The sequence below is a fragment of the Azospirillum sp. TSO35-2 genome (assembly GCF_003116095.1).
GTDB lineage: Bacteria > Pseudomonadota > Alphaproteobacteria > Azospirillales > Azospirillaceae > Azospirillum.
This window is the reverse complement of record NZ_LGRA01000013.1, coordinates 766,785-791,801: the sequence shown is the minus strand read 5'-3', so window position 1 is coordinate 791,801 and position 25,017 is coordinate 766,785. Positions and strand designations below refer to the sequence as shown.

The 25,017-nt window shown below is 70.3% G+C and carries 23 protein-coding genes; 8 read left to right on the top strand and 15 right to left on the bottom strand.

Going from position 1 to position 25,017, the window contains the following annotated elements; all coding sequences use genetic code 11:
• Window positions 1–77: 77 nt before the first annotated feature.
• From TSO352_RS10995 to TSO352_RS10975, 5 genes are all read right to left on the bottom strand, one after another.
• Window positions 78–899 carry an amino acid ABC transporter ATP-binding protein gene (locus TSO352_RS10995; protein ID WP_109107339.1) on the bottom strand — a complete coding sequence of 274 codons (822 nt, stop codon included), beginning with the start codon at window positions 897–899 and terminating at the stop codon, window positions 78–80.
• Complete coding sequence (locus tag TSO352_RS10990; RefSeq protein WP_109107338.1) at window positions 899–1,573, bottom strand: amino acid ABC transporter permease; 675 nt, start codon at window positions 1,571–1,573, stop codon at window positions 899–901. Before TSO352_RS10990 ends, TSO352_RS10995 begins: the two co-directional genes overlap by 1 nt.
• Before the next feature lie 5 nt (window positions 1,574–1,578).
• On the bottom strand, window positions 1,579–2,226 hold the full coding sequence (locus TSO352_RS10985; protein WP_109107337.1) for an amino acid ABC transporter permease: 648 nt from the start codon (window positions 2,224–2,226) through the stop codon (window positions 1,579–1,581).
• 318 nt (window positions 2,227–2,544) lie between these two features.
• Window positions 2,545–3,396 (bottom strand): transporter substrate-binding domain-containing protein, encoded by an 852-nt coding sequence (locus TSO352_RS10980; protein ID WP_109107336.1) that lies wholly within the window; start codon window positions 3,394–3,396, stop codon window positions 2,545–2,547.
• 65 nt (window positions 3,397–3,461) lie between these two features.
• On the bottom strand, window positions 3,462–4,247 hold the full coding sequence (locus TSO352_RS10975; protein ID WP_109107407.1) for a UTRA domain-containing protein: 786 nt from the start codon (window positions 4,245–4,247) through the stop codon (window positions 3,462–3,464).
• Window positions 4,248–4,449: 202 nt separating this feature from the next.
• On the opposite strand from TSO352_RS10975, the gene TSO352_RS10970 reads away from it, so the two are divergent.
• From TSO352_RS10970 to TSO352_RS10960, 3 genes are read left to right on the top strand one after another with little or no spacing between them, the layout of a single operon-like run.
• On the top strand, window positions 4,450–5,787 hold the full coding sequence (locus tag TSO352_RS10970; protein ID WP_247872024.1) for a paraquat-inducible protein A: 1,338 nt from the start codon (window positions 4,450–4,452) through the stop codon (window positions 5,785–5,787).
• Window positions 5,780–7,489: an MlaD family protein gene (locus TSO352_RS10965; RefSeq protein WP_109107335.1), complete on the top strand. Its 1,710-nt coding sequence runs from the start codon at window positions 5,780–5,782 to the stop codon at window positions 7,487–7,489. Before TSO352_RS10970 ends, TSO352_RS10965 begins: the two co-directional genes overlap by 8 nt.
• Before the next feature lie 20 nt (window positions 7,490–7,509).
• Window positions 7,510–8,112 (top strand): PqiC family protein, encoded by a 603-nt coding sequence (locus TSO352_RS10960; RefSeq protein WP_109107334.1) that lies wholly within the window; start codon window positions 7,510–7,512, stop codon window positions 8,110–8,112.
• Window positions 8,113–8,116: 4 nt separating this feature from the next.
• Here TSO352_RS10960 and TSO352_RS10955 read toward each other — a convergent pair whose 3' ends face one another.
• Both TSO352_RS10955 and TSO352_RS10950 read right to left on the bottom strand, forming a co-directional pair.
• Window positions 8,117–8,653 carry a hypothetical protein gene (locus tag TSO352_RS10955; protein ID WP_109107333.1) on the bottom strand — a complete coding sequence of 179 codons (537 nt, stop codon included), beginning with the start codon at window positions 8,651–8,653 and terminating at the stop codon, window positions 8,117–8,119.
• Window positions 8,654–8,741: 88 nt separating this feature from the next.
• On the bottom strand, window positions 8,742–9,641 hold the full coding sequence (locus TSO352_RS10950) for a LysR family transcriptional regulator (RefSeq protein ID WP_109107332.1): 900 nt from the start codon (window positions 9,639–9,641) through the stop codon (window positions 8,742–8,744).
• Between the two features lie 133 nt (window positions 9,642–9,774).
• On the opposite strand from TSO352_RS10950, the gene TSO352_RS10945 reads away from it, so the two are divergent.
• Together TSO352_RS10945 and fghA are read left to right on the top strand one after the other, a co-directional pair.
• Entirely contained in the window at window positions 9,775–10,887 is a 1,113-nt protein-coding gene (locus TSO352_RS10945; protein WP_109107331.1) for an S-(hydroxymethyl)glutathione dehydrogenase/class III alcohol dehydrogenase, read from the top strand.
• A gap of 270 nt (window positions 10,888–11,157) precedes the next feature.
• Complete coding sequence (gene fghA / locus TSO352_RS10940; protein ID WP_109107330.1) at window positions 11,158–12,009, top strand: S-formylglutathione hydrolase; 852 nt, start codon at window positions 11,158–11,160, stop codon at window positions 12,007–12,009.
• A gap of 152 nt (window positions 12,010–12,161) precedes the next feature.
• On the opposite strand, the gene TSO352_RS10935 is transcribed toward fghA, so the two are convergent.
• The 8 genes from TSO352_RS10935 to TSO352_RS10900 form a co-directional block, all read right to left on the bottom strand.
• Window positions 12,162–13,301 (bottom strand): DUF1513 domain-containing protein, encoded by a 1,140-nt coding sequence (locus TSO352_RS10935; protein WP_247872023.1) that lies wholly within the window; start codon window positions 13,299–13,301, stop codon window positions 12,162–12,164.
• Between the two features lie 2 nt (window positions 13,302–13,303).
• Window positions 13,304–14,419: an imelysin family protein gene (locus tag TSO352_RS10930; protein WP_109107329.1), complete on the bottom strand. Its 1,116-nt coding sequence runs from the start codon at window positions 14,417–14,419 to the stop codon at window positions 13,304–13,306.
• 51 nt (window positions 14,420–14,470) lie between these two features.
• Window positions 14,471–15,793, bottom strand: a complete 1,323-nt coding sequence (locus tag TSO352_RS10925) for a di-heme oxidoredictase family protein (protein WP_109107328.1) — start codon at window positions 15,791–15,793, stop codon at window positions 14,471–14,473.
• Between the two features lie 94 nt (window positions 15,794–15,887).
• Window positions 15,888–17,372: a multicopper oxidase family protein gene (locus tag TSO352_RS10920; RefSeq protein WP_109107327.1), complete on the bottom strand. Its 1,485-nt coding sequence runs from the start codon at window positions 17,370–17,372 to the stop codon at window positions 15,888–15,890.
• A 172-nt stretch (window positions 17,373–17,544) separates the two neighbouring features.
• A complete protein-coding gene (locus tag TSO352_RS10915) occupies window positions 17,545–18,825 on the bottom strand; it encodes an imelysin family protein (protein ID WP_109107404.1) in 1,281 nt (426 codons plus the stop codon).
• Between the two features lie 212 nt (window positions 18,826–19,037).
• Window positions 19,038–20,183 (bottom strand): aminotransferase class I/II-fold pyridoxal phosphate-dependent enzyme, encoded by a 1,146-nt coding sequence (locus TSO352_RS10910; protein WP_109107326.1) that lies wholly within the window; start codon window positions 20,181–20,183, stop codon window positions 19,038–19,040.
• A gap of 85 nt (window positions 20,184–20,268) precedes the next feature.
• Window positions 20,269–21,342 (bottom strand): AbrB family transcriptional regulator, encoded by a 1,074-nt coding sequence (locus TSO352_RS10905; protein WP_247872022.1) that lies wholly within the window; start codon window positions 21,340–21,342, stop codon window positions 20,269–20,271.
• A gap of 120 nt (window positions 21,343–21,462) precedes the next feature.
• Window positions 21,463–22,824, bottom strand: a complete 1,362-nt coding sequence (locus TSO352_RS10900; RefSeq protein ID WP_109107324.1) for a globin-coupled sensor protein — start codon at window positions 22,822–22,824, stop codon at window positions 21,463–21,465.
• Between the two features lie 247 nt (window positions 22,825–23,071).
• Here TSO352_RS10900 and TSO352_RS33195 point away from each other — a divergent pair, with 247 nt between their 5' ends.
• From TSO352_RS33195 to TSO352_RS10890, 3 genes are all read left to right on the top strand, one after another.
• Window positions 23,072–23,233 carry a hypothetical protein gene (locus TSO352_RS33195; RefSeq protein WP_158284565.1) on the top strand — a complete coding sequence of 54 codons (162 nt, stop codon included), beginning with the start codon at window positions 23,072–23,074 and terminating at the stop codon, window positions 23,231–23,233.
• Window positions 23,234–23,321: 88 nt separating this feature from the next.
• Complete coding sequence (locus TSO352_RS10895) at window positions 23,322–24,425, top strand: betaine/proline/choline family ABC transporter ATP-binding protein (RefSeq protein ID WP_109107323.1); 1,104 nt, start codon at window positions 23,322–23,324, stop codon at window positions 24,423–24,425.
• The coding region (locus TSO352_RS10890) for an ABC transporter permease subunit (RefSeq protein ID WP_146210745.1) at window positions 24,418–25,017 on the top strand (600 nt) is incomplete at its 3' end. The genes TSO352_RS10895 and TSO352_RS10890, both read left to right, overlap by 8 nt.

The following is a 25,017-nucleotide window of genomic DNA, read 5'->3' as shown; positions in this document are numbered from 1 at the left end:
TTAGCGGGTTTGGGCGTGGGGTGCCAGGGATGAGGTTGCGGGCGGCGCGCATGGCCGCCCCCTCCCGAACCCTTCCCCTAGAAGCTGTTCCGCTCGTGATAGGTCTGCAGGAACTGCCGCACCCGTGGCTCGGCGCTTTCGTGGAACACTTCGCGCGGTGTGCCGAAGGCGGCGATGCGGCCGTGGTCGAGAAAGGCGACCTTGTCGGCGACGTTGGCGGCGAAGCCCATTTCGTGGGTGACGACCACCATGGTCATGCCGTCGGCCGCCAGATCGCGCATCACCTGCAGCACCTCGCCCACCAGTTCGGGGTCGAGCGCGGAGGTCGGCTCGTCGAACAGCATCAGGTGGGGTTCCATGGCGATGACGCGGGCGATGGCGACGCGCTGCTGCTGGCCGCCGGACAGGCGGGCCGGGTAGGCGTCGGCCTTCGCCGCCAGCCCGACACGGTCCAGCATCTGGCGGGCGCGGGCGGCGGCGGCGGCCTTGTCCATGCCACGGACCTGGACCAGCGCCTCCGCGACATTGCCCAGCGCGGTCATGTGCGGCCACAGGTTGAACTGCTGGAACACCATGCCGACGTTGCGCCGCAGGGTCCGCAGCTCGCGGTTCGACTGGCGGCGGCGCGGCGTGCCTTCGGTGTAGCCGACCAGCTTGCCTTCGATGCGGATGTCGCCGCGGTCGTAGACCTCCAGGAAGTTGACGCAGCGCAGCAGCGTGCTCTTGCCGGAGCCGCTGGGGCCGATCAGGCAGACCACCTCCGACTTGTTGACCGTCAGGTCGATGTCGCGCAGCACCTCGTTGGTGCCGAAGGATTTGCCGACGCCGCGGATCGACACCATCGGGACGGCGTCGCCGGCGGCGGCGGGCGGGGCGGCGGCTTCGGAAACGGCGGTCATCACGCCCTCGCGTTCGACGAATGGGACAGGAACCGGGTCACGCGCGCCTCCAGCCGGCGGCCCAGGCGCGACACCACCTCCACCAGCAGCCAGTAGAACAGCGCCATGCCCAGGATGGTCTCGAAGGTGGCGAAGGTCTCCGCCGCCATGGTCTGCATCTCGTACATCAGCTCCGGCACCGTGATGATCGACAGCACCACGGTTTCCTTGGTCAGGATCGCCATCATGTTGACGATGGCCGGCAGGGTGGAGACCAGCATCCCCGGCACGATCACCCGGCGCAGGATGGCGCCGTAGGACATGCCGAGGCTGAGCGCCGCCTCCACCTGCCCCTTTGGCACCGACTGGTAGCCGGCGCGGAAGATCTCGGCGAAATAGGCGCTGCCGTAGAGGCCGAGGCCGAGGATACCGGCGGTCGTCGCCTCCAGCCGCAGGCCGATCGACGGGCCGCCGCTGTAGAGCAGGAACAGCTGGATCAGGAAGGGCGTGCCGCGGATGATCTCGATGTAGGCGCGGATCAGCGCCTGCAGCGGCCGGATCGGCAATTGCCGCAGCAGCATCAGCGCGAAGCCCAGCACCAGCCCGATGGCACAGCCGGCGGCCCAGCACAGGATGGTGACGCCGAAGCCGCGCAGCAGCGCGGGGCCGTATTGGACGATCAGGGAGCTGTCCATCGCCGTCAGCCCTCTTGCAGCCGGCGTTCGAGCAGCGTGCCGAACAGGGCCAGCGCACCGTTGATTGCCAGATAGATGCAGCCCGCGGCGAGGTAGATCTCGAGCGGGCGGTAGTTGCTGGCCGAGATGGTCTGGCTGGTCCGCGTCAGCTCCGCCACCCCGACGACGGATATCAGCGACGACGCCTTCAGCAGCAGGATCAGTTCGTTGACCAGCGCCGGGACCGAGATGCGGAAGGCCTGCGGCAGCAGGATGCGGGTCCAGATGGTCGCGGTGGGGAAGCCCAGCGCCAGCGCCGCCTCCGACTGGCCGTGCGGAACGGCGTTGAGGGAGCCGCGGTAGATCTCCGACACGTAGGCGCCCGACGCGAGGCTGAGCGCGCCGACGGCGGCGACCAGCGGCGGCACGTCGATGCCGATCAGCGGCAGCATGTAGTAGATCAGCAGCAACTGGATCAGCAGCGGCACGCCGCGGAAAAAGCTAACATAGACGCCGCCGGCGATGTCCGCCGCCCGGTTGCCGGACTGCCGCGCCACGCAGACGAGCACGCCGATCACCTGCCCCAGCAGCACGCCGAGCAGCGAGACCCAGACGGTCGTGACGGCCGCCCCCAGCAGATAGGGAAGCGCGTCGAGGATGACGCTGAACTTCATGAATGGGCCCTTGTTGGCGCTACAAGGCGACATAGTGGAAATAAAGGGTTTTGTCGGTCGTCATTCCCGCGCAGGCGGGAAGCCAGCCGGCTCAGCGGCTTATCCGCGGAGTTTCCTGGAGCCCCGCCTGCGCGGGGATGGCGTGAAAACCCATTAATTCCAATGATTTACCAATGGTTGAAGAACTGTGCATGCGGCAACCCCCGGGGAATGGCGACGCTTGGCATCCTTGGAAACCCACGTCGTGCATCCCCCTCACCCCAACCCTCTCCCCAGGGGGAGAGGGGGATGTACCGGGGGAGAGGCGTCTCGGCAGCCTTACAGCTGCGGCTCGGGCACCGTGGTCGGCAGTTCCTGCGAGACGTTGAACCACTTCTTCTGGATCGTCGCCAGGCGGCCGTCCTTCTGGATCTTGACCAGGGCGGCGTTCACCGCCTCGATCAGGCTCTTGTCGTCGTCGCCCGGACGGCCGACCCACGAGAAGAAGGAGGGCTTGCCGAAGGGCGGCAGCACAACCGCGAAGGTGTCCTTGCGCTGGGCGGCGGCGAAGGCGAGGTTGGGCAGCGAGTTGACCGAGGCGTCGACCCGGCCGGCGGCGAGGTCGGCGTAGGACTGGTTGCTGTCGACGTATTCCTTGACGTCCGGCGGCGGGGTCAGCGTCTGGCCGAACTCCTTCACCTGGGCGAGCTGCGAAGTGCCCTTGCCGCCGCCGACCTTCTTGCCGGCGATGTCCTCCGGCTTGTTGATGGTCTTGTCGTCGGCCCGCTTCATCATCGCCGCGGTCGCCTCGGAAATCGGAACGGTGAAGGCGTAGCGCTTCATGCGCTCCTTGGTGATGGTGACCGGGGCGATGACCAGATCGAACTTCTTGGCCTCCAGGCCGGGCAGCACGCTGGTCCAGGGCAGGTCGATGTACTTGGCCTTGACACCCAGCTCCTTCGCCACCTCGTCGATCAGGTCGCGGTCGACGCCCTTGTACTCGTTGTTTTCCAGGAAGTCGAAGGGCGGGAACTGCATCTCGGTGGCGACCGACAGCGTGCCGGACTTCTTGACGTCGGCCAGCGTGTCGGCCATCGCCGTGCCGGCGACGCCACCGGCCACCAGCAGCGTGGCGCCCAGCAGCGCCGCCTTGATCGTGCCGCCGACCGTCGTCTTGATTCGCAGACCCATAACCGTGCTCTCCATTCTGTTGAACCCCCTGTTGCGGCCGGCGGTCTGCGCCGGTCCTTTTGTGTTTACATATTCAACTCGGTCGCGCTGTCGGTGATCGACGCCCCGCTCAGGCTGAAACGGTCGCCCACCGACAGGAAATGCACCAGCGTGATCGGGCGGCTGAGATGCATGGTCTGCCGCCGGATCGACAGGCAGGCCGTCCCCGGCTCCACCCCCAGCAGCGCCGCCATCTCCGCCGTGGCGTTGACGGCGCGCACCGTGTGCTCGGCCGAGGACCACGGCACCCGGTCGACCAGCCAGCGGCTGGGCGCCATGCTGTCGAACGGCTCGTCCGCCACCTCCGGCACGGCGTCCAGGTTGACCAGCCGCCATTCGTGCTGGATCGGCATGCCGTCGCTGAAATGCAGGCATTCCAGCGTCAGGATCGGCGCGCCGTCGGGCAGGTCGGGCCAGCGGATGCCCTCGCCGTTGCGCAGGCTCTTGCGCTCGCGGATGCGGAATTCATAGACACGGCCGTCGCGGGCCACCACGTCGCCGATGTCCTCGATCGGCAGGGCGAAGCGGTCGCGCCGCCCGGTGGCGACGAAGGTGCCGGCGCGGCGGCGGCGGACCAGGAACCCCTCCCGTGCCAGCAGGGCGATGGCCTTGTGCACGGTCTGGCGCGAGACGCCGTAGAGCGACGACAGTTCCTCCTCGTTGGGGAGGCGTTCGCCGGCCTGCCAGCGCCCGCGCAGGATCTGGCCGGCGACCGCGCGCTTGATCTGGTCGAACAGCGGGCCCTTGCCGTCGAGAGCGGTTCCGCTGCCGCGATCCTGTCCGGTCAGACCCTGTCGCGCCAATCCCTGCACCCCGCTCTCCGCGATGCGATCCGACATACGAACGATAATGTATGTACATAATGGGTGGGTCAATCGCGAAATCCGGCCTTGAGCCTGGCTTTGCTGCAATGCGGCGGATGGGCGACTATTCTCGTCGCCAGGGCTTGCGCTTCGGGCTTGAAAAGCCAATTGCAATGCGGGTTTCATGGTCGTGATGGTTCGAGTGCCGTGCATGTCGACAAGGTCGGGCAAGGAAGGGTTGAACGGCGTGGCGTCGCGTGAACGGCCGGCGGAGGTGCGTGACGACCTGATCGCCTGCCCGGACTGCGGGCGGCTGCACCGGGTCCGCCTGCCGCCGCCGGGCCGGCGGGCGGAATGCACGCGCTGCGGCGCCGTGCTGTTCCGGCGCGGCAAGGGCGGGCTGCAGCACGCGCTGCCGGTGGCGATCGCCGGCGCGTTCCTGTTGTTGCTGGTGGCGCTCAATCCGCTGATGGCGGTCCATATCCAGGGCAACGACCGGGCGGGCCTGGTCACCACCGGCATCGAAACGCTGGCCGACCAGGGCATGTGGCCGCTGTCGCTGCTGGTCGGCCTGCTGGTGCTGGCGGCGCCGTTCGCCCGCGTCGTGGCGATCATCAGCGTCCTGCTGCGCCTGCATGACGGGCGCCCGACCAAGCGCCGCCGCGAAACCGCCCGCCTGTTCGCCTGGGCCGAGACGCTGCGGCCCTGGGCGATGCTGGATGTCTTCCTGCTCGGGCTGCTGGTCGGCTATTCGCGCCTGAAGGGCTTCGCCAACGCCGAGGTGCTGGTCGGCGGCGTCGCGCTGGGCGGCTATGTGCTGGCCCACACCGCGATGGACGTCGCGATGGACCGCCGCGCGGTGTGGCAGGCCATCGATCACGCCCCGGTGTCGGGCGCCCCGCCGCCGCGGCGTTGGGTCGCCTGCACCGTCTGCCAGCGCATCCACGGCGGCGACCATGGCCCGGTGCCGGAGCGCTGCACCCGCTGCCACAGCCGGCTGCACCCGCGCGAACCGGACAGCCTGGGCCGCACCACGGCGCTGGTCAGCGCCGGCGCCATCCTCTACATACCGGCCAACCTGCTGCCGGTGATGACCGTGGTCAATTTCGGCCAGGGCGCCCCCAGCACCATCCTGAGCGGCGTGCATGAACTGGCGGAGGCCGGGCTGTGGCCGCTGGCCCTGCTGGTCTTCGTCGCCAGCGTCGCCGTGCCGGTGCTGAAGCTGGCGGGGCTCGGCTGGTTCCTCCTGGCCGCGTGGCGCGGATCGGCCGCAAGGCTGCAGGCCCGCACGCGGCTGTACCGTATCATCGACGCCATCGGGCGCTGGTCCAACATCGACGTGTTCATGATCGCCATCCTCGCAGCCCTGGTGCAGTTCGGCGCCGTCGCCTCCGTCCGCGCCGATCCCGGCGCCATCGCGTTTGCCGGCGTGGTCGTCCTGACCATGCTGGCCAGCCATATCTTCGACCCGCGGGTGATGTGGGACCGCGCCGCCGCGGCCGACACCGAGGCCGGCGCCGACGAGGCAGAGGCGCCGCGGCATGTCTGACGAAAATCGGGCGGACCATGCGTCCGCCCCCAACGCGCCCACCGCCGATGCGCCGGCCGGGCATCCCCCCGAGGTGGTGTTGCCGCCGCGCCGCCGGCTGTCGCCGCTGTGGGCGCTGCCGCTGGTGGCGGCGTTGATCGCCGGCTGGCTCGGCTGGAACTGGTGGCAGGAGCGCGGGCCGCAGATCGTCATCACCTTCCAGTCCGGCGAAGGGCTGGAGGCCGGGCGGACCAAGATCAAGCACAAGAACGTCGATCTCGGCACCATCGAGACGGTGCGGCTGTCGGACGACCTGACCCAGGTGGTGGCGACCGCCCGCATGGACCGCACCGCCGCCCGCCATCTGAAGGACGGCACCCGCTTCTGGGTGGTGGCTCCCCGCCTCAGCCTGGGCGGGGTGTCGGGACTGAGCACCGTGGTGTCGGGCACCTATGTCGAGATGGAGCCCGGCGGCGGCGACGATCGGCGGGAGTTCGACGGGCTGGACGAACCGCCGGTGATCCGCGCCGACGTGCCGGGCCGCAGCTTCACCCTGAAGGCGGAGCAACTGGGATCGCTGGCCCAGGGCTCACCTGTCTATTTCCGCGGCGTCCAGGTCGGCGAGGTGATGGGCTACAGCCTGTCGCCGCAGGACCGCACGGTGTCGGTCGCCATCTTCGTCCGCCAACCCTACGAGGGGCTGGTGCATGACGGGACCCGCTTCTGGCGCTCGTCCGGGATCCAGATCTCGGCCGGGGCCGACGGCTTCAAGTTCCAGACGGAATCGCTGAAATCGCTGGCGCTGGGCGGCGTGGTTCTGGAAACCCCGCCCGATCCGGAGGCGGGCCCGCAGGCGGGGGATTGGGCCGCCTTCACGCTCTACGAGGACCAGACCTCGGCCGCGGCGGCGCGCGACCGGCTGCGGGTGCGCTACCGGCTGGAGTTTCCCGGATCGGTGCAGGGGTTGCAGGCCGGCGCTCCCGTGCAGATGCGCGGCCTGACCGTCGGCCATGTCGCGGCGGTGCGGCTGGAGTATGACGAGGCGCGGCAGGAGATCCACATTCCCGTTGAGATCGACGTCGAACCCGATCTGGTCGCCCGGACCTACGCCGTCAACGACGGCCAGCCGATGGACGAGGCCCGGGCACGCCAACTGATCGCCACCCAGATCGCCAAGGGGATGCGCGGTCGGCTGGCATCGGGCAACCTGCTGACCGGCCAGAAGCTGGTGTCGTTCGATTACGAACCCAACCCGCCGGCGATCGTGCCGGGCACCGAGCGGTCGGAACTGCCGACCCTGCCGTCGACCGACCTCGATTCGATCCTGCGCTCGGCCGGTGCGGTGATGGACAGCGTCGCCGGGCTGCCGCTGGAGGGGCTGGTGGACGATCTGCGCCACACCATCCAGGCGGTGGGCGGGGTCGCCGGCTCGCCCGATCTGGCGCGCTCGCTGGCGGCGCTGGCCAAGGCACTGGGCAGCGCCGACACGCTGCTGCGGCAGGCCGACCGCCAGTTGCCCGATCTGGTCAAGAGCCTGCGCGGGGTGGCGACGGCGGCGCAGGGCACGCTGAAATCGGCCGACGGCCTGCTGGGCGGCGGCGGCGGGACGGCCGACCTGTCCGGGGTGCTGAAGCAGTTGAACGACGCGGCGCGCTCGTTCCGCGTGCTGGCCGACTATCTGGAACGCCATCCGGAGGCGCTGCTCCGGGGCAAGACGCCATGACGGCTGGGGGAGGACGGGGGATGGGATGGGTGCGCGGATGGCGGTGGGCCTTGCTGGCGGTGCCGCTTCTCGTGCTGGCGGCGTGCCAGTCGACGCCGGACAGCCGGCTCTACACCCTGGCGACGGTGCCGCCCCGGACGGCGGCGCCGGCACCGGTGCGGACGGCCCCGGCGGCGCTGGCGCTCGGCACGCTGGATTTGCCGATTCTGGTCGACCGGCCGCAGATCGTCCGCCGCATCGACGGCAACCGGGTGGAGGCGCTGGAGTTCGACCGTTGGGCCGAACCGCTGGCCGACGGGTTGCGCTCCACCCTGGCCGCCGATCTGGCGGCGCGGTTGCCGGGCGTCACGGTGCTTCCGGTCGCCGGCTCGGCGGTGGGTGAGGGGACGGCGGTGCTGAACGTCACGGTCCTGCGCTTCGACGCCGATCGCAGCGGCCGGGTGACGCTGGACGTGCAGTGGGCCGTCGCACCGGCCGGCGGGACCGGCGGCGGAAAGCCCGTCCCCCACCGTGACACGCTGGACGCCGTCGCCGCCAGCGCCGAACCGGCGGCGCTGGTCGTCGCGATGAGCGAGGCCGTCGCCGCCTTCGCCGACCGCGTCGCCGCCGGGGTGCGGCGGTAAAGCGTTAGTGCAGCAGGGTGGCGCCGCGGTCGGCGGTCGGGCGGACCATGCCCATCCGGTCGGTGTCCATCGGGCCGGCCGGGTGCAGGACGGCAGGCTCGGGCAGGCGCAGCCCGGCCTGGGCGAGGGCGGTCGCCAGGATGCAGAGCGGTGCCATCGCCATCCGCACCCCGGCCAGCGGCAGCCAGTCGCTCATCAGCAGCCCGGCCTCGCCATGCCGCCCCTGCTGGGCCAACCGCAGCATGTCGAGCAACAGCGCCTCGTCGCTGCCCAGCGCCGGGCAGGGCGGACGGTGGATGTCGAGCGCCCGCGTGGTGGCGGCGATGGCGATCCGCATCAGGGTGTCGAAGGCCACCGCGGCGTCGTTGGACAGGCCGGCGGCGGTCAGCCCATCCTGCCAGCGCGGGTGCTGCTCGTCGGGGGCGCGCAGCGGTTCGGTCCACAGCCGCAGGACGGACACCACCAGCGCTTCCGGCGTGCGGAGGTCCTGGAACCGGTCGCGCCGCGGCTGGGTGCGGCGATGGGACGAGGGGGTCGGCATGGCGGGCTCCGCGTGCAAGGAACGATGCACAGCCTAAGCCGGACCGATTGCGAATGCAAGTAATTCGCATTTGCAGGAAGGGCGCTGCTCAGCGGTATTCCGGCCGCCGCGCCAAGCCGTCCTTCAGATGGCGGATGGCGGCGTGGACCTTGGGCGGCACGTGCCGCTTCTGCGGGTAGACCGCCCACACCGCGGTGTTCGGTGGGCGGTGGCGGTCGAGCAGGGAAACCAGCCGCCCCTCCGCCACCGGTCCGCGGACGTAATAGTCGGGCAATTGGCAGAGGCCGAAGCCGCGCAGCGCTGCGTCCAGCACCGAGAAGCCGCTGTTGCAGCGCCAGCGCCCGCGCGGCCGGAACAGCCAGTCCTGCCCGCCGTCGTCGAACAGCCACTGGTCGGTGGTGCCGATCAGGCATTGGTGGCTGCTCAGGCTGACGAGGCTGTCCGGCGTGCCGTGCCGTTCCAGATAGGCGGGGGCGGCGCACAGATGCATCACGCGCGGGGCGATGCGGGTCGCCACCAGACTGGATTCGCTGAGCCGGCCGAGCCGGATGGCGAGGTCGTAGCCCTCCTGCACCAGATCGAGCCGGCGGTTGGTCAACTCCACCTCGATGCTCAGTTGCGGGTGGCGCTCCATCAGGTCGTTGATCAGCGGCATGACGAATTGCTCGCCATAGGCGGTGGCGCAAGTCATGCGCAGCAGGCCCTTCACCTCGGCGTCGCGGCCGCCCTGCAGCGCGCCCACCGCCAGGAAGGCGTCGTCGCGCTGCTCCGCCAGCCGCTGGCAGCGGGCGAGGAAGGCGCGCCCGCTCTCGGTCAGGCTGACCTTGCGGGTGGTGCGGTAGAACAGCCGGGCCTGCAGGCGGTCCTCCAGCTTGGCCACGCTGCGGCTGATGTGGGAGGACGACACCCGCAGCCGCTCCGCCGCACGGGAGAAGCTGCCGGTTTCCGCCACCGCCACGAACTCGTCGATCCCGTCCCAGCCGCTCATGGCCCCATCGCCCGCCGCATTATCCCCATATGGCAAAAATCTATTCCCGAATTTGCCGTTCTGGCAATGACCGGCGCGGGTCTACACTGGAAGCAACGAGTGTCCAAATCCGTATCGGGGAAGGAAAACCCACATGGTCTTGTCGCGTGCCGCCGTCGCCTGGGAAGCCAACCGTCCGCTGGAAATCGAAGAGGTCGAGGTCGCGGCCCCCAAGGCCGGCGAGGTGATGGTCCGCATCGTCGCCACCGGCGTCTGCCACACCGACGCCTACACCCTGTCCGGCAAGGATTCCGAAGGCGTCTTCCCCTGCATCCTCGGCCATGAGGGCGGCGGCGTGGTGGTGGAGGTCGGCCCCGGCGTCACCTCCGTCGCGGTCGGCGACCACGTCATCCCGCTCTACACGCCGGAATGCGGCAAGTGCAAATTCTGCCTGTCCGGCAAGACCAACCTGTGCCAGGCGATCCGCGCCACCCAGGGCAAGGGGTTGATGCCCGACGGCACCAGCCGCTTTTCGCTGAAGGGCAAGGAGATCGCCCACTACATGGGCACCTCGACCTTCTCCGAATACACCGTGTTGCCGGAGATCGCGCTCGCCAAGATCAACAAGGCGGCGCCGCTGGAGAAGGTCTGCCTGCTCGGCTGCGGCGTCACCACCGGCATGGGTGCGGTGATGAACACCGCCAAGGTGGAGCCGGGCTCGACCGTCGCCATCTTCGGCCTGGGCGGCATCGGCCTGTCGGCGATCATCGGCGCGACGATGGCGAAGGCCAGCCGCATCATCGGCGTCGACGTCAACCCGTCGAAGTTCGAGATCGCCAAGCAACTGGGCGCCACCGACGTCGTCAACCCCAAGGACTATGACCGCCCGATCCAGGAGGTTCTGGTCGAGATGACCGATGGCGGCGTCGACTACAGCTTCGAATGCATCGGCAACGTCCACGTCATGCGGTCGGCGCTGGAATGCTGCCACAAGGGCTGGGGCGAGTCGGTCATCATCGGCGTCGCCGGCGCCGGCGAGGAGATCTCCACCCGTCCGTTCCAGCTTGTCACCGGCCGGGTCTGGCGCGGCTCCGCCTTCGGCGGCGTCAAGGGCCGCTCGGAGCTGCCGGGCATCGTCGACCGCTATCTGGCCGGCGAGTTCGAGCTGGACACCTTCATCACCCACACCATGGGGCTGGAGGACATCAACCACGCCTTCGACCTGATGCACGAAGGCAAGAGCATCCGCTCGGTCATCCTCTACTAAATCGGTGGGGTGACCTGCCTTCCCTCTCCCGCCCCGGGAGAGGGAAGGGGCCCGCCGCGAAGCGGTGGGAAGGGTGAGGGGTAGCTCAAGGAACCATGCGCTCCTTGATCCTTGCCTTACCCCTCACCCTCCCCACTTCGTGGGTCCCCTCCCTCTCCCGGGGCTCTCAGCGGATCTTAGATCCGCCTGACGCCGTCAGCACAAACGAAGTTTGTGCGAGAGGCGGGAGAGGGCTTAACCCACGCATCAAGTTTCAAAAGGCACAGTTCAATGACCGAACCCCTGACCATCCTGTCGGAAACCCGCGTCTTCGGCGGCTGGCTGAAGCGGGTGCGGCACCCGTCGGCGGCGGTGGACTGCGCGATGACCTTCGCCATCTACCTGCCGCCGCAGGTCGAGGCCGGCGCGCCCGTCCCAGTCTTCTATTGGCTGTCGGGCCTGACCTGCACCGACGAAAACTTCACCCAGAAGGCCGGCGCCTTCCGCGTCGCCGCGGAACTCGGTCTCGCCATCGTCGCCCCCGACACCAGCCCGCGTGGCGAGGGCGTGCCGGGCGATCCCGACGGTGCCTGGGATTTCGGGCTCGGCGCCGGATTCTATCTGGACGCGACCGAACAGCCCTGGGCGCGGCACTACCGCATGCACGACTACGTGACGCGGGAACTGCCGGCACTGGTCGAGGCGAACTTCCCGGTCAACGACCGCCGGTCGGTCGCCGGCCATTCGATGGGCGGACACGGCGCGCTGGTCTGCGCGCTGAAGCATCCCGGTTTCTACAAGGCGGTGTCGGCCTTCTCGCCGATCGTCAACCCGGCGGCGGTGCCGTGGGGCGAGAAGGCGTTCGGCCGTTACCTCGGTCCCGACCGCGCGCGCTGGCTGGAGTGGGACGCCTGCACATTGATCAAGACAGCATCGGAGCGCCTGCCGATCCTGATCGACCAGGGCGACCGCGACAGCTTCCTGGAGGCCCAGTTGAAGCCGCAGGCGCTGGTCGCCGCGGCCGAGGCGGTGGGCCATCCGCTGACCCTGCGGATGCAGCCGGGCTACGACCACAGCTACTTCTTCATCAGCACCTTCATCGAGGACCATCTGCGCCACCATGGGGCGGCGTTGATGGGGTGAGCGGGAGGGGTGATTGCCCCCTCCCTAACCCTCCCCCTCTGCGAGGGAGAGGGGACTGCCGCCACTCTCCCGCATAAGCGCCTGCTCCCTCTCCCGCGAAGCGGGGGAGGGTCGGGGAGGGGGCAGAACGCCTCCCCCAATTGCACGTGGCGTCACGCCACCCGGCGCGTCAGGTGGTTGTCCCAGCGGAAGGCCGGCGCCCGGCGTTCCGGGCCGGCGGCGGCGCTGGGCGACACCGGTTCGATCACCCCCAGCCCGCTGGTTGCCAGATAGCCCTGGCCGTTCGGGGCCAAGCCGCAGCCGTCGGCGAGCGCGGTGGAGCCAAGCCACGCGCCGCTCGCCGCGTCCCACAGCCCGATCAGCCCACCCATCGGCGAACTGGCGGCGACGGTGGCGCCGTCCGACGCGACGCTGCCGATGTAGCCTTGCAGGCGCGACAGCACGTCTTCCGGCGTGTCGAACAGGCGGATGGTGCCGCTGCCGGGGCGGTGGGCGCCGGTCAGCGGTTGCAGCAGGCCGATCGGCCGCTCATCCTGCACCCCAAACGCAACGCCGCCGTCGTCGAGCAGGGCAATGTGGCGGATGCCGAGGTTGGCGTGCTCCTCCGGCAGGCGGACCTTGTCGAGCAACCGGCCGGTCGCCGCTTCGACATAGGTCAGCGACGAGTCCATGCTGTCGAGGTTCAGCTTGGCCCGGCCGGTGTCGGGGTGGGTGATGACGCCGCCGTTGGCGACGGCCAGCGTCGCACCGTCCTTCATCAGGACCAGCTCGTGCGGGCCGAGGCCGTGGGTCGGCAGCGCGCCGACCCGGCGGTAGCCATCGGTCGCGTCGTAGACGCCGATGGCGCCTTCTTCGCGCGGGACGTCGTCCTCGGCCGCATAGAGCAGCGTGCCGTCGGCCGAATAGTCGCCGTGGCCGGTGAAGCGGCGGTCGTCCGGTGCCCGCACCACCGGGCCGGGCGTGCCGTCGAGCAGCGACAGCGTCTGGAACCAGCGTCCCGGCCGGCGGGCGAACACCGCCGCCTCCGGCTTGGATGGGTGGGCGACGATGCCGTGGGCGCGGCCGGGGGTGGCGGTGGTGAACAGGATCTTGCCAGCCTGGTCCAGCGCCGCGACGCCGAAGCTCGGCTCCGCACCGGCGGTGGCGTAGGCGTTGAGGTAGAGGGTGCCCGCCGACCCGTCGGCGGCGCGCGCCCGGCCCGTCAAGGCGGCCAGCAGCCCGCCGCCCAACAGCCGGCCGCCGAAGATGCGGCCTGCCGCGAGGCCGAGGATGTTCCGGCGGTCCACCGGCATGGTCAGTCTCCGTCCAGCTCGTTGAAGCCCAGCGTGATGTCGAGCAGCGGCGCCAGCGTGCCCAGCATCTCCACCCGCGCCGCCTTGATCAGGCGCAGCGCGCTTTCGGTCTTCTTGCGGGTGGCCGGGTCGGTCACCGCCTTGTTCAGCGGTTCCGGCACGGCGTCGATGGCGCTGATGGCGGCGGCGAAGCTCTCGTCGATCGCCTGTTTGGCGGTGGCGCCGTCGTCGTTGTCGGGCAGCAGGGCGATGAAACCCGGCCCGCCATGCTCGCCCATCAGCAGGGCGCGCAAGCCCCCGAGGTTGAGGGCGATGTTGCGGAGCGCCCGGCCGCTGCGCAGCGCCTCGACCACCGCCGGCTTGGCGTCGTCGATGCCGGGGCCGAGCGGGGCCATCAGCTTCTGGTCGATGACGACCTGCATCGCGGTGATGGCGGAGGCGAACAGCGTGTTGACCGCTTCGGCCGGGGTGGGGCCGAGCACGGTCGGCTGGCCGGCGGCCAGCGGCGCTTCCAGCTCCTTCCAGCCGTCGCGCGCCTCGGTGGCGATGACGGCGATGTTGCGGGCGGCGGCGGCGGCCAGTTGAGCGCGGTAGTGCTTGGCGTCGCTGCCGGTGAAGCCGTCGACCGTCACGCCGTCGTCGAACAGCAGCCGCTCCAGCACGGTCAGGCCCTGCACCGCGGCGCTCTGGCGGGCCAGCGCCCCCGGCTGCAGCAGCTTGGGGTCGTGGTCGCGCAGGATCTGGGCGATCTGGCGCTGGACGACGCCCGGCCGTTCCGGCCAGAAGGACAGGCGGTCGGCGCGCAGATTGATGGTCAGCGGACCGGGGCGCAGGTGTTGGACGGCCGCCCAGGCGTCGGTGACGGCGAGGTGGGCGGCCCGCCCCTCTTCCAGCCCGGCGGCGGTCGGGTTGGCGGCGAAGCGGTCCAGCGTGTCGGCGTAGGCGGTGGCTGCCGTCACCAGCGCGTCGAAGCGGGGCAGGGCGTGGGTGCGGACCATGCCACCGAGAAAATCGCTGTCCTTGTCGGTCCGGCGGGCGGCCAGCGCCGGCGCCCCCGGCAGCAGCGCCGCCACCGCGGCGGCGGCCGACATCAGTCCAAGCACTATGCGGCGTCGCATACGATCAAATCCCTTCTGCCGAATGGCGGGTGTGGCCCCCCGCCGTCTCCTTTACAAACCCAGCACGTAGCGCACCAGCCGTTTCCGCGCCTCGCCCTTCAGGGTCATGAAACGGTTCTTCGCCGGCGCGGCCTCGCCGCCGTGCCACAGGATCGCCTCGGTCACGCTGCGGGCGCGGCCGTCATGCAGCAGCGACAGCCGCCCGTCCTGCGCCGCCAGCCGGTTCAGCCCCCACAGCGGCGTGGTGCGCCAGTCCCGGCCGCGCGCCTCGCCCATCGGCAGTTGGTCGCCCAGCCCCTCGCCCAGGTCGTGCAGCAGCAGGTCGCTGTGCGGGAAGATCGCGCGCTTCGACAGGGCCGGATGCTCGGCATCCTCCGCCGTCACGTAGGACGGGCGGTGGCAGGCGGCGCAACCGGTGTCGGCGAACAGGGCGGCGCCGGCCGTGTCGGTCGGCGCCGTCAGGCTGCCGTCCGGCGGCAGGTCGCGCAGATAGCCGTCGATCAGCCCGATGATGGTGCTGGGGATCTCCAGCTCCTCGAACTGTTTGGAATCGCCGTGCGGGGCGTTGCGGCAGGCGGTCTGCGCCGGGGTGCAGTCGCCCCACGGCTCGCGGTAGGCCGGGGTCGACATGCCGATGTCGAGGCTGAAGGCTTCCGAATCCTGGTGGTCCAGCGTCGGGTGCATCGCCTTCCAGCCGAAGCGGCCGACCTGGGTCCGACCGTCGACCACCACATGGTTGGCCCGTCCGGCCACCGGGCCGCCCGATGCCGCCTGCCGCGTCGCTTCGGCCTCGATCTCCTCCGCCGGAACGCGGTCGAGCAGCCCCATGCCGTGCACCCGCGGCGACACGCGGGCGGACATCGCCGTCGCCTCTGCCAGCGGACCATAGCCGAGGTCGGTGACCACCGGGGTCGGGCGGCGCAGGCGGACGGTCTCGCCGTCCGGGAAACGCACGGTTTCCTCGCGGTAGGTGACGCGCGGCCGGCCCTCGACCGCTTGGCCGGGAATGGCGTTCGACTGGATTTGCCGGCCATAGACCGGGTCGGCGCTCAGCTTGATCGCATAGCCGACGCCGGCATCGCCCTCCACCGCCGGGTCGGGCGGGCGTCCGCCGCCGCCGCGCGGGTGGCAGGTGGCGCAGGAGCGCGCGTTGTAGAGCGGCCCCAGCCCATCCGCCGCCTGGGTGGCGGTGGGGGCGGCAACCCACATGCGGCGGAACAGCGCCTCGCCGATGCGGGTGTCCAGGCTGTCGGCGGCCTGCGCCGCGGCGGGGGCGAGGCAGAGCAGCAGGGCGGCGGCGAGTGCGGCACGCCTGCCGGGAGCTTTCCAAAGGGGAACGTCATCCCCGCGAAGGCGGGGATCCAGGGGCTGCATGACGGTACTCGTGGGAACGTCTGGATCCCCGCCTTCGCGGGGATGACGCAGACTGGTTTTCATCGATTCACGCCCGGCGTCGGAGCGGACGGTCTCACGCAACGCGGATGTATCCCATCATGCCGGTGTCCTGGTGTTCGATGATGTGGCAGTGGAACATCCAGTCGCCGGGGTTGTCGGCCTTGATGGCGACGCGCAGCCGCTCCTTCGGCTCCAGCAGCACGGTGTCGGCGTGGTGCGGCACGACCTTGCGCGCGTCCGACGACAGCACCTTGAAGGTGTAGCCGTGGATGTGGACCGGGTGCAGGTGCGGCGTCAGGTTGGCCAGTTCGAAGATGTAGCTGCGGCCCTTTTCCAGCGTCGCCAGCGGCGGCGGCAGACGCTCGTGCCCGCCCTCCGGCCAGCTCTGCTGGTTGATCGCCCAGAAGGTCTTCTGCGACAGGCACAGTGAATCGGCGTAGGGCAGCCCGACCAGAGTCGCGGCGTCGAAGCTCTGCGCCACCGCCGTGGCGGAAAAGGCCATCGGGATGACCGGGGCGTTCTTCAGGTCGGGTTCCGGGATGCTGCCGGCCGGCAATCCCCGCACCTTGAAGCGCCGGTTGGGCAGGGTCGGGCCGACGGCGCGGAAGGTGGCGAGCGGCCGGGGCTCGGCCGCATAGACGTTGGTCAGGCGCACGGTCTGGCCGGCCTGTTTGGGCGCGCGGAACAGCACGTCGAGCCGCATCGCCGGCCCCATCGGCCAGCCATCGAGCGGCCGGGGCGGCAGTGGGTTGCCGTCGACCGCGATGATCCAGGCGTCGGCCCCCTCCACCCGCAGGTCGACGACGCGGGTGCTGTCGATGTTGTAGAGGCGGGCGCGGATGTCGCCGTTGGCCGGCACCTCGATCACCGGCTCGATCTGGCCGTTGACGGTGGAGACGCCGGCGAAGGTGCCGGCGCGCGAGGCGCCGCGGTCGGTGAAGAAGGCGCCGAAGGCGCCGGTCTTGTCCAACTGCCAGTCCTTGACCAGACAGACGAGGTCGGCGTCGACCTTCGGCGCGTCGGGTTCCTCGACGATCAGGACGCCGGCCAGCCCGCGGCCCAGCAGTTCCACCGTGTTGCAGTGGGGGTGGAAGAAGAAGGAGCCGGCGTCGGGCGGGGTGAATTCGTAGACGTGGCGCTCGCCGGGTTTGGTCGGCGGCTGGGTCAGGTAGGGCACGCCGTCCTCGGCGTTGGTCAGGCGGATGCCGTGCCAGTGGATCGAGGTGTGTTCGCCGAGCCCGTTGACCAGGGTGGCGCGCAGCCGCTGGCCCTTGCGCATGCGGATGATCGGGCCGGGGAAATGGTCGGCGTAGGTGACCAGCGGCGAGGGGGCGGCCGGTTCGGGCAGGATGCGCTGCATCCGCTCCTTGGCGACCAGCTCGATTTCGACGAGGTCGCCGGGGGCGGTGGTCGCCTTGGGCGCGGGGGAGCCGGCCTTGAGGGCCCCGGCGGCCGATGCGGCCAGTCCGGTGCCGCCGAGCGCCGTCGCGGCGACGGCCGCGCCGCCGGCGCGCAGCAGGGTGCGGCGGGACAGGGGGGCGGCGAGGCGGTGCGGCATGACGGCGTCCAGGGAGTGCGGTGCGGAGATCCGGCTCCGGCCCCGCCGTCCCGCACGCGGCGGCCCGGAAGGGAAGGAGAGGGAACGGTCATGCACGGACACGTGCGGGACCGGAGCCGGGGAACAGGCTGGCTCGGCCGGCCGTCGTTGGCCGGCCTTGCTGGCGGGTGGCTTACTTGGCGACCTTCGACGGGTCGTCGAGGCTGTCGGAGCCCTTGACCTCGACCGAGACGCCGAGCGCGTTGACCGCGCCCTCCAGCGCCTTCTTCTGACCGACCAGACCGTCGATGGCGGTGGCGACCAGCTTGTTGCCCTCGTCATTGTCGGCGGCGATCATCTGGTCGTAGGCCATCTTGCCGCTGTCGGCGGTGTCCTTGATCGCCTGCATCGCCTTGGTGGTGGTGGCCATCGCCGTCTTCACCGCGGCGTCGGCGTCGGCCGACTTGGCGGCGACCAGCTGCGACAGCGACGGGCCGGAGACGGTCTTGCCGTCGGTCCGCTTGTAGCTGCCGTTGTAGACGTTCACCATGCCGACTTCGTCGTAATAGTGCGAGTTGTGCGTGTTGTCGGAGAAGCAGTCATGCTCCTCCTCCGGGTCGTGCAGCATCAGGCCGAGCTTCATGCGCTCGCCGGCCAGTTCGCCGTAGCTGAGCGAGCCCAGGCCGGTCAGCATGCGGGCGACGCCCTCGCTCTCCGGCGCCTTGGCGATGGAGGCGCGGGCCTTGCCCTTGGCGGCCCACTCGGCGGCCATCTCGCCGAGATCGTCGACCAGCATCTGGGTGGCGACCTTCAGGTACTGGGCGCGGCGCTCGCAGTTGCCGTTGGTGCAGTCCTTGCCCTTGGCGTAGTCGGTCGCCTTGCGCTCGCCGGCGCCGGGGCCGGTGCCGTGCAGGTCCTGACCCCACAGCAGGAACTCGATGGCGTGGTAGCCGGTGGCGACGTTGGCCTCGACCTTGCCGGCGCCGTGCAGCTTCTCGGTCAGCAGGTCCTTGGTGATCTTGCGGGCGTCGATGGTCTTGCCGCCGGCGGTGATCTTCGGGTTGGCGATGACGTTCGCCTTGGCGTACGGGTTGCTCTCGCCGCCGGCATAGCCGTCGTCGACATAGTCGATCAGCCCCTCGTCGAGCGGCCAGGCGTTCACCTTGCCCTCCCATTCGTCGACGATCGGGTTGCCGAAGCGGAAGGCTTCCGTCTGCATGTAGGGCACGCGGGCGGCCTTCCAGACGTCGCGCGCCTTGGCCAGGTTCGCCTCGGTCGGGTTGGCGACCAGGGCGTCGACGGCCTTCTTCAGCGCCTTGGCGCCATTGGCGGCGTCCTCGTAGGCGGCGTGGGCGATGTCGGCGTAGTTCTTCGCCACGTCCTTGTAGGCCGGTGCCGCCGCATAGCTGGGGGCGGAGAAGGGCAGCAGGGCAATGACGGCTACGGCGGCAAGGCCGGCAGCGCGCTTCGACATGGAGGTCTCCTCGAACGTCGGGTCGGTGAAGGACAGCAAGTGCGACTTATTCTCAGCGAATAACGTCGCGAATCATTCTCACTGTCAAGCCCTAACCGCGGTGGGGAGACCTCGCGGATGATGGTCGCCGGCCGGCTGCGTCGATATGTCCGGGCCACGGACCGGGCCGTGGCGGGCAGGACGCCCGTCCGCAACCCGGCTTTCCGGGATTATCAGGGCCGGCGCAGGGCCTGGGCCAGATCCTCGAACAGGTCGTCGGGCGACTCCAGCCCGACCGACAGCCGCAGCAGGTCGCCCGGCACCGGAGAGGTCGGCCCCTCGACGCTGGCGCGATGCTCGATCAGGCTTTCCACGCCGCCCAGCGAGGTGGCGCGGCGCCAGACGCCGACACGGGCGGCGGTGTCGATCGCCGCCTGGGTGCCGCCCTTGACCCGGATCGACAGCATGCCGCCGAAGCCGCCGTTCATCTGCCGCGCCGCAATGCCGTGACCCTGGAAGCCGGGCAGGCCGGGATAGAGCACCTCGGCCACCTGCGGGTGAGCCGCCAGCTGCTCCGCCAGCGTCAGCGCCGCGGCGCTCTGCCAGCGGACGCGGGCGAACAGTGTGCGCAGGCCGCGTTGCAGCAGCCACGCCTCGAAACTGCCGAGGATGCCGCCCTGCTGGGTCTGCACCGCCTTGATACGGCTCCAGAACTCGTCCTTGCGGGCGGTGGTCAGGGTGCCGGCGATGACGTCGGAATGGCCGTTCAGGTACTTGGTCGCCGAATGCATGACGATGTCGGCGCCCAGTTCGATCGGCCGGGTCAGCACCGGCGTCGCCACCGTGCTGTCGACCGCCAGCCAGGCCCCCGCCTCGTGCGCCAGCTCGGCCACCGCGGCGATGTCGGTCACCGTCCACAGCGGGTTGGCCGGCGTCTCCACCCAGACCAGCCGGGTTTCACCGGGTCGCAGCGCGGCGCGCAACGCGTCGGTGTTGCTGGTGTCCACCCCCTCGACCCGCAGGCCCCAGCGGGTCGCCGGGCCGTGCAGCCAGTTGCGGAAGGCCCAATACATCACGTCCGGCACCACCACATGGTCACCGGGGTCGAGCGCCTGGAACACCGCGGTCGCCGCCGCCATGCCCGAGGCGAACAGCAGCGTGTCCGCGCCCTTTTCCAGCGCGCTGATGGTGCGGGCCGGCGTGTCGAAGGTCGGGTTGTCGGCGCGGGCGTAGACCCGGCCGCGGCCATAGCCGTTGTCGGGATCGCGGACGTAGGTGGTGGACGGATGGATCGGCGGGATGATCGCCCCGCTGGCGGCGTCCTCGTAGCCCAGGGCGCCGGCGGCGATGGTTTCGGGACGGTGGGGACGGTCGGTCATCGCCGGGGACTCCGGATGAGAGGTGTCGGGCGACAAGGATACGGCCGCAACGACCGGCGGCGCAACGATACGACCGAGCGGATCGTCAGGCGTAGCGCGCGATCAGGCGGGCCAGCGGCGGCCCCGACAGCACGACGATGAACAGCCGCAGCGTCTGCAGGGCCAGCACCAGCGGCAGGTCGACGCCGGAACCGAGCGCGATCACCACCACCGAATCGAGCCCGCCTGGGCTGGTTGCCAGGAAGGCGGTCAGCGGGTCGGTCGGCAGCAGCGAGACCAGGAACCACGCCGACAGGCTGCACAGCGCGATCATCAGCCCGGTCGACAGCAGCATCTGCGGCACCGCGCGGAGCGCGTGGCGCAGCACCTCGCGGGTGAAGCGCAGGCCGATGCTCCAGCCGATGACGGTGTAGGTGACGGTCAGCAGCGGGTGCGGCAGTTGCAGCGTCACGCCGGCGCCCGACTGGACCAGCGCGCCCAGCACCATCGGCACCAGCAGCGCCCCCGACGGGATGCGGAACCGGTGCCCCGCCCAGCCGCCGACCGCCGCGACCAGCAGCGTCGCCGCAAGGCCGAGCGGGTCGAGCGCCTCCCCCGGCGCGACCGCTGCGGCGCCGCCCTGCGGCTGGCCCGCCTTCAACGCGTGCGTCACCAGCGAGGCGCTGAGCACCACCAGCACGACGCGCAGATACTGCATCACCGCGACCAGCCGGGCGTCGGCCCCATGCTCCCCGGCCATGGCGACCATGGCGGAGGCGGCGCCGGGCGACACGCCCCAGGCGGCGGTGGTGCCGGGCAGGTTGCCGTAGCGCACGAACAGCCAGCCGACGATGCCGCTGACCAGCACCGTCAATCCGACGGTGCCCAGCATCAGCGGCCAGTTCCGGGCGATCGACAGCAGGATGGACGGCGTGACCGCGTGGGCGACGAGGCAGCCGATGATGGCCTGCGCCACGGTGAAGCCCGACGCCGGCACCCGGACCGACGCGCCGCCGACGCCCAGCGCGATGGCGGCGATCATCGGCCCGATCAGCCACGCCGCCGGCAGCCCGATGGCATCCAGCCCCAGCGTCACCGCCGCCGACAGCGCGAGCAGCCCGACCCATTGCGCCGCCGCCCTCACTTGGCCCCTGCCGGCCCCGTCCCGAACCCCCACCACGGAATCATACCTGCACGTATGGTTTGCGCCGGTCGCATGCTGCCCACCGCCGAGCCATCCCGTCCAGACGGACGCGGCGAACGGCGGGGCGCGGCAGCCATGCATTCCCCCGGGGGACCACTACCGCGCGGAGCGGATGCGGCCCAGGAAGTCGCCGACGCCGTGGTTCAACGCGCCCGCCTGCCGATGCAGCAGGCCGGCGGCGATCAGCACCTCGTCGGCGAGGCCGCCGGTTTCGCTGGAGGACCGCGTCACCTCGGTGATGGAGCTGGTGACGCGCCGGGCACCGACCGCGACCTCCTGCACGTTGCGGGTGATCTCCTGGGTGGCGGCGGTCTGCTGTTCCACCGTGGCGGCGACGGAGGTGACGATCTCGTTGATGTGGGTGATGGTGCGGCCGACGGCGTGGATCGCCTCGGCGGCGCTGCCGGCGGCGCTCTGCATGCCGGCGATCTGGCTGGAGATGTCCTCCGTCGCCCTGGCGGTCTGGTTGGCGAGGCTCTTGACCTCGTTGGCCACGACGGCGAAGCCCTTGCCGGCCTCCCCCGCCCGCGCCGCCTCGATGGTGGCGTTCAGCGCCAGCAGGTTGGTCTGGCTGGCGATGTGGTTGATCAGGTTCACCACCTCGCCGATGCGCTGGGCGGCGTCGACCAGACCGCTGACCGTGCCCTTCGTCCGCTCCGCCTCCTCGACCGCGGAGGTCGAGATGCGGGAGGACTGGTTGACGTGGCGGCTGATCTCGGCGATCGAGCTGGCCAACTGCTCCGTTGCGCTGGCGACCGTCTGCATGCTGGCCGACGCGGTCTCGGTCTCCGCCGCCACCTCGGACGAGCGGCGGCTGGTGGTGCCGGCGATCGCCGACAGGCGCTGTGCGTGACCCTGCATCTGGGTCGAGGCGGCGACCGTGCCCTCGACGATGCTCTTCACGCTGCCCTCGAAATCACCGGCGAGCCGGTCGAACGCGGCCCGCTTGCTCTCCTCCTCCGCCGCCTTGTAGGTCTCCAGCAGCAGTTCGAGGTCGAACCACGCCACTTTGGTCAGCGCCTGCAGCAGCGCCGCCCTGGTCCGGCGGGCCCCGGCGCCGAACAGGCCGGCCAGTGCGCCGTCGTCGGGGTTGGTCAGGCCCAACTCGCGGGCGATGCCGGAGCTGACGATGTAATGGCAGATCGACACCGCGTAGGCCGGCACGCCGTTGGCGTAGAACAGCGTCGCCAGGCGTCGAGCCGAGTCCGCGAACTCGGCGTCGATCCGGCCGGAGGCGGCGCGGGTCCAATGGTCGACGCGGGCGGCGTTCACCTCCGGCCGCTTCAGCGCCTCCTGGATTTCCGGCCACGCATCGAACCGGCTGTGCCATTGCTCCAGCAGGGCGGGAAGCCGGCGTTCCGCAAAATCGCGGCCGGCGCGGAGAAGGGCGAGATCGTCGTCGGTGATGGCGAAGGTGGCAAGACGCTTGGCGTGGCCATCGGACAACTCGACAGTCATGATCGGACGATCCCTTTCCGGGGCGTTGTGGGGGCAGTCATCGTTTGGGAGGCGCGCTCCTCGTGCGACTGCATACGAAGGGGATCGCAAAGTGGATCAAAGAAAATGGAGAAATGTTTCGCAACAATGCTTCCTCGCCGTCAGGTCCGGTGTTCGGAAGCATCGCAATCATGCAATTTCATGACGCGGTGGTGCCGTTTGTCTGACGTTCGGCCGAGAATACCTTCACCAAGGCGAGTGATTCCGGTTGACGCTCGTCCGGATGTCATCGGCGGTCATAGGCCGCCAGACCGGCTTCGGCATCCGGATCAAAAGGCCGGGGATTTTTATTGAACGACCAATCAAAATAAAATCGGTGGCCGCCGGTGGTCAATCGACCGGTATGGTCATCAAAATGCAAAAACAGTGAACGCCGCTATCGACCGCGCCCCTTGTCTCGGGGCAATCTACGGCCCGATTGCCTTCGACCGTTCGCACCGTTTTCCGGAAGCCTTGCCATGACGATCATCCTGCCCACCCCGACCCGTTCGTCTTCGACGGCACCGGGAGAGGCGCGTCTGGCGGTCCGCCACCTGCGCAAGGTCTTCGCCGACGACCTGCGGCCGGCGCTGGCGATGCTGCGGCAGGGGGCGAGCAAGGCCGAGGTGCTGGAACGGCTGAACGTCAGCGTCGGGGTGGTGGAGGCCAGCTTCGACATCCGGGCTGGCGAGATCTTCGTCATCATGGGGCTGTCGGGATCGGGCAAGTCGACCATCATCCGGCTGCTGAACCGGCTGATCGAACCGTCGGAGGGGGAAATCCGGCTGGACGGCCGCGACCTGACCCGGCTGTCGCGGTCGGAGCTGGTGGCGGTGCTGCGCCGTGACATGAGCATGGTCTTCCAATCCTTTGCCCTGCTGCCCAACCGCACCGCGCTGGAGAACGCCGCCTTCGGGCTGGAGGTCGCCGGCGTCGCCAAGCCCGTCCGCCGCAAGGCGGCGCTGGCGGCGCTGGAGCGGGTCGGGCTCGGCGCCTACGCCGACCGCTACCCGCGGGAGCTGTCGGGCGGCATGCAGCAGCGGGTCGGGCTGGCCCGCGCGCTGGCCAAGAACCCGACCATCATGCTGATGGACGAAGCCTTTTCGGCGCTCGACCCGCTGATCCGCAGCGACATGCAGGACGAGCTGCTGCGGCTCCAGCGCGAGGACGCGCGGACCATTGTCTTCATCTCGCACGACGCCGAGGAGGCGATGCGGCTGGCCGACCGCATCGCGGTGATGGAGGACGGGCGCATCGCCCAGATTGGCACGCCGGCCGAGATCCTGCGGGCGCCGGCCGACGACTATGTCCGTGCCTTCTTCCGCGGCGTCGACATCTCGCGCGTGCTGCGCGCCCGCGACCTTGCCGGCCCGTCGTCCGATGGCGCTCCACCCCTGTCCGGGCTGGAGCCGGTGGCGGCCGACACGCCGTTGCACGCCCTGCTGGGGCGGGTGGCGATGGCCCCCGGCCCGCTGCCGGTGGTGGAGGCGGACGGGCGCCTCGTCGGCGTCATCTCCCGCGCGGCGCTGTTGACCGCGCTCGACCGCAGCGGCACCGCGGCGATGGGCGCCCGCCATGGATGAGTGGCTGAGCGAAACCATCGGCGGCGGCATCGGGTACTGGTCGGAGCGGCTGGTGGCGCTGATCCTCGACCATGGGCAGCCGACGCTGGACGCCATCGCCGGCGTGGTCGACGGGCTGGGCGGCGCGCTGGATGGCCTGCTGCTGGGCCTGCCGCCCTGGGCGTTGGCGCTGGGGCTGGCAGCCCTGGCGTGGTGGCGGGTCGGGCGTGGCTTTGCCCTGTTCACGCTGCTGGCGCTGGGCGCCATCCACGCGATGGGGCTGTGGGAGCCGACGGTGTCCACCCTGGGACTGGTCCTCGCCTCCACGGTGCTCAGCCTGATCGGCGGGGTGCCGCTGGGGGTGTGGATGGCGCGCAGCCGCGTCGCCGACGGGATCGGCAAGACGCTGCTCGACCTGATGCAGACGATGCCGGCCTTCGTCTATCTGATCCCGGCGGTGATGTTCTTCGGTCTGGGACGGGTGCCCGGCATCATCGCCACGGTGATCTTCGCCATGCCGCCGGCGGTGCGGCTGACCGCGCTCGGCATCCGGCAGGTCCCGGTGGAACTGGTGGAGGCCGGGCGTGCCTTCGGCTGCCGCGACCACCAGCTG

Excerpts from the sequence above, each read along its gene's own strand:
- TSO352_RS10915 (WP_109107404.1), bottom strand. The coding sequence starts at position 18,825 with ATGTCGAAGCGCGCTGCCGGCCTTGCCGCCGTAGCCGTCATTGCCCTG.
- fghA (WP_109107330.1), top strand. The coding sequence starts at position 11,158 with ATGACCGAACCCCTGACCATCCTGTCGGAAACCCGCGTCTTCGGCGGC.
- TSO352_RS10900 (WP_109107324.1), bottom strand. The coding sequence starts at position 22,824 with ATGACTGTCGAGTTGTCCGATGGCCACGCCAAGCGTCTTGCCACCTTC.
- TSO352_RS10980 (WP_109107336.1), bottom strand. The coding sequence starts at position 3,396 with ATGGGTCTGCGAATCAAGACGACGGTCGGCGGCACGATCAAGGCGGCG.
- TSO352_RS10910 (WP_109107326.1), bottom strand. The coding sequence starts at position 20,183 with ATGACCGACCGTCCCCACCGTCCCGAAACCATCGCCGCCGGCGCCCTG.
- TSO352_RS10960 (WP_109107334.1), top strand. The coding sequence starts at position 7,510 with ATGGGATGGGTGCGCGGATGGCGGTGGGCCTTGCTGGCGGTGCCGCTT.
- TSO352_RS10995 (WP_109107339.1), bottom strand. The coding sequence starts at position 899 with ATGACCGCCGTTTCCGAAGCCGCCGCCCCGCCCGCCGCCGCCGGCGAC.
- TSO352_RS10895 (WP_109107323.1), top strand. The coding sequence starts at position 23,322 with ATGACGATCATCCTGCCCACCCCGACCCGTTCGTCTTCGACGGCACCG.
- TSO352_RS10920 (WP_109107327.1), bottom strand. The coding sequence starts at position 17,372 with ATGCCGCACCGCCTCGCCGCCCCCCTGTCCCGCCGCACCCTGCTGCGC.
- TSO352_RS10990 (WP_109107338.1), bottom strand. The coding sequence starts at position 1,573 with ATGGACAGCTCCCTGATCGTCCAATACGGCCCCGCGCTGCTGCGCGGC.
- TSO352_RS10955 (WP_109107333.1), bottom strand. The coding sequence starts at position 8,653 with ATGCCGACCCCCTCGTCCCATCGCCGCACCCAGCCGCGGCGCGACCGG.
- TSO352_RS10945 (WP_109107331.1), top strand. The coding sequence starts at position 9,775 with ATGGTCTTGTCGCGTGCCGCCGTCGCCTGGGAAGCCAACCGTCCGCTG.
- TSO352_RS10950 (WP_109107332.1), bottom strand. The coding sequence starts at position 9,641 with ATGAGCGGCTGGGACGGGATCGACGAGTTCGTGGCGGTGGCGGAAACC.
- TSO352_RS10965 (WP_109107335.1), top strand. The coding sequence starts at position 5,780 with ATGTCTGACGAAAATCGGGCGGACCATGCGTCCGCCCCCAACGCGCCC.
- TSO352_RS10925 (WP_109107328.1), bottom strand. The coding sequence starts at position 15,793 with ATGCAGCCCCTGGATCCCCGCCTTCGCGGGGATGACGTTCCCCTTTGG.
- TSO352_RS10985 (WP_109107337.1), bottom strand. The coding sequence starts at position 2,226 with ATGAAGTTCAGCGTCATCCTCGACGCGCTTCCCTATCTGCTGGGGGCG.
- TSO352_RS10935 (WP_247872023.1), bottom strand. The coding sequence starts at position 13,301 with ATGCCGGTGGACCGCCGGAACATCCTCGGCCTCGCGGCAGGCCGCATC.
- TSO352_RS10970 (WP_247872024.1), top strand. The coding sequence starts at position 4,450 with ATGTCGACAAGGTCGGGCAAGGAAGGGTTGAACGGCGTGGCGTCGCGT.
- TSO352_RS10930 (WP_109107329.1), bottom strand. The coding sequence starts at position 14,419 with ATGCGACGCCGCATAGTGCTTGGACTGATGTCGGCCGCCGCCGCGGTG.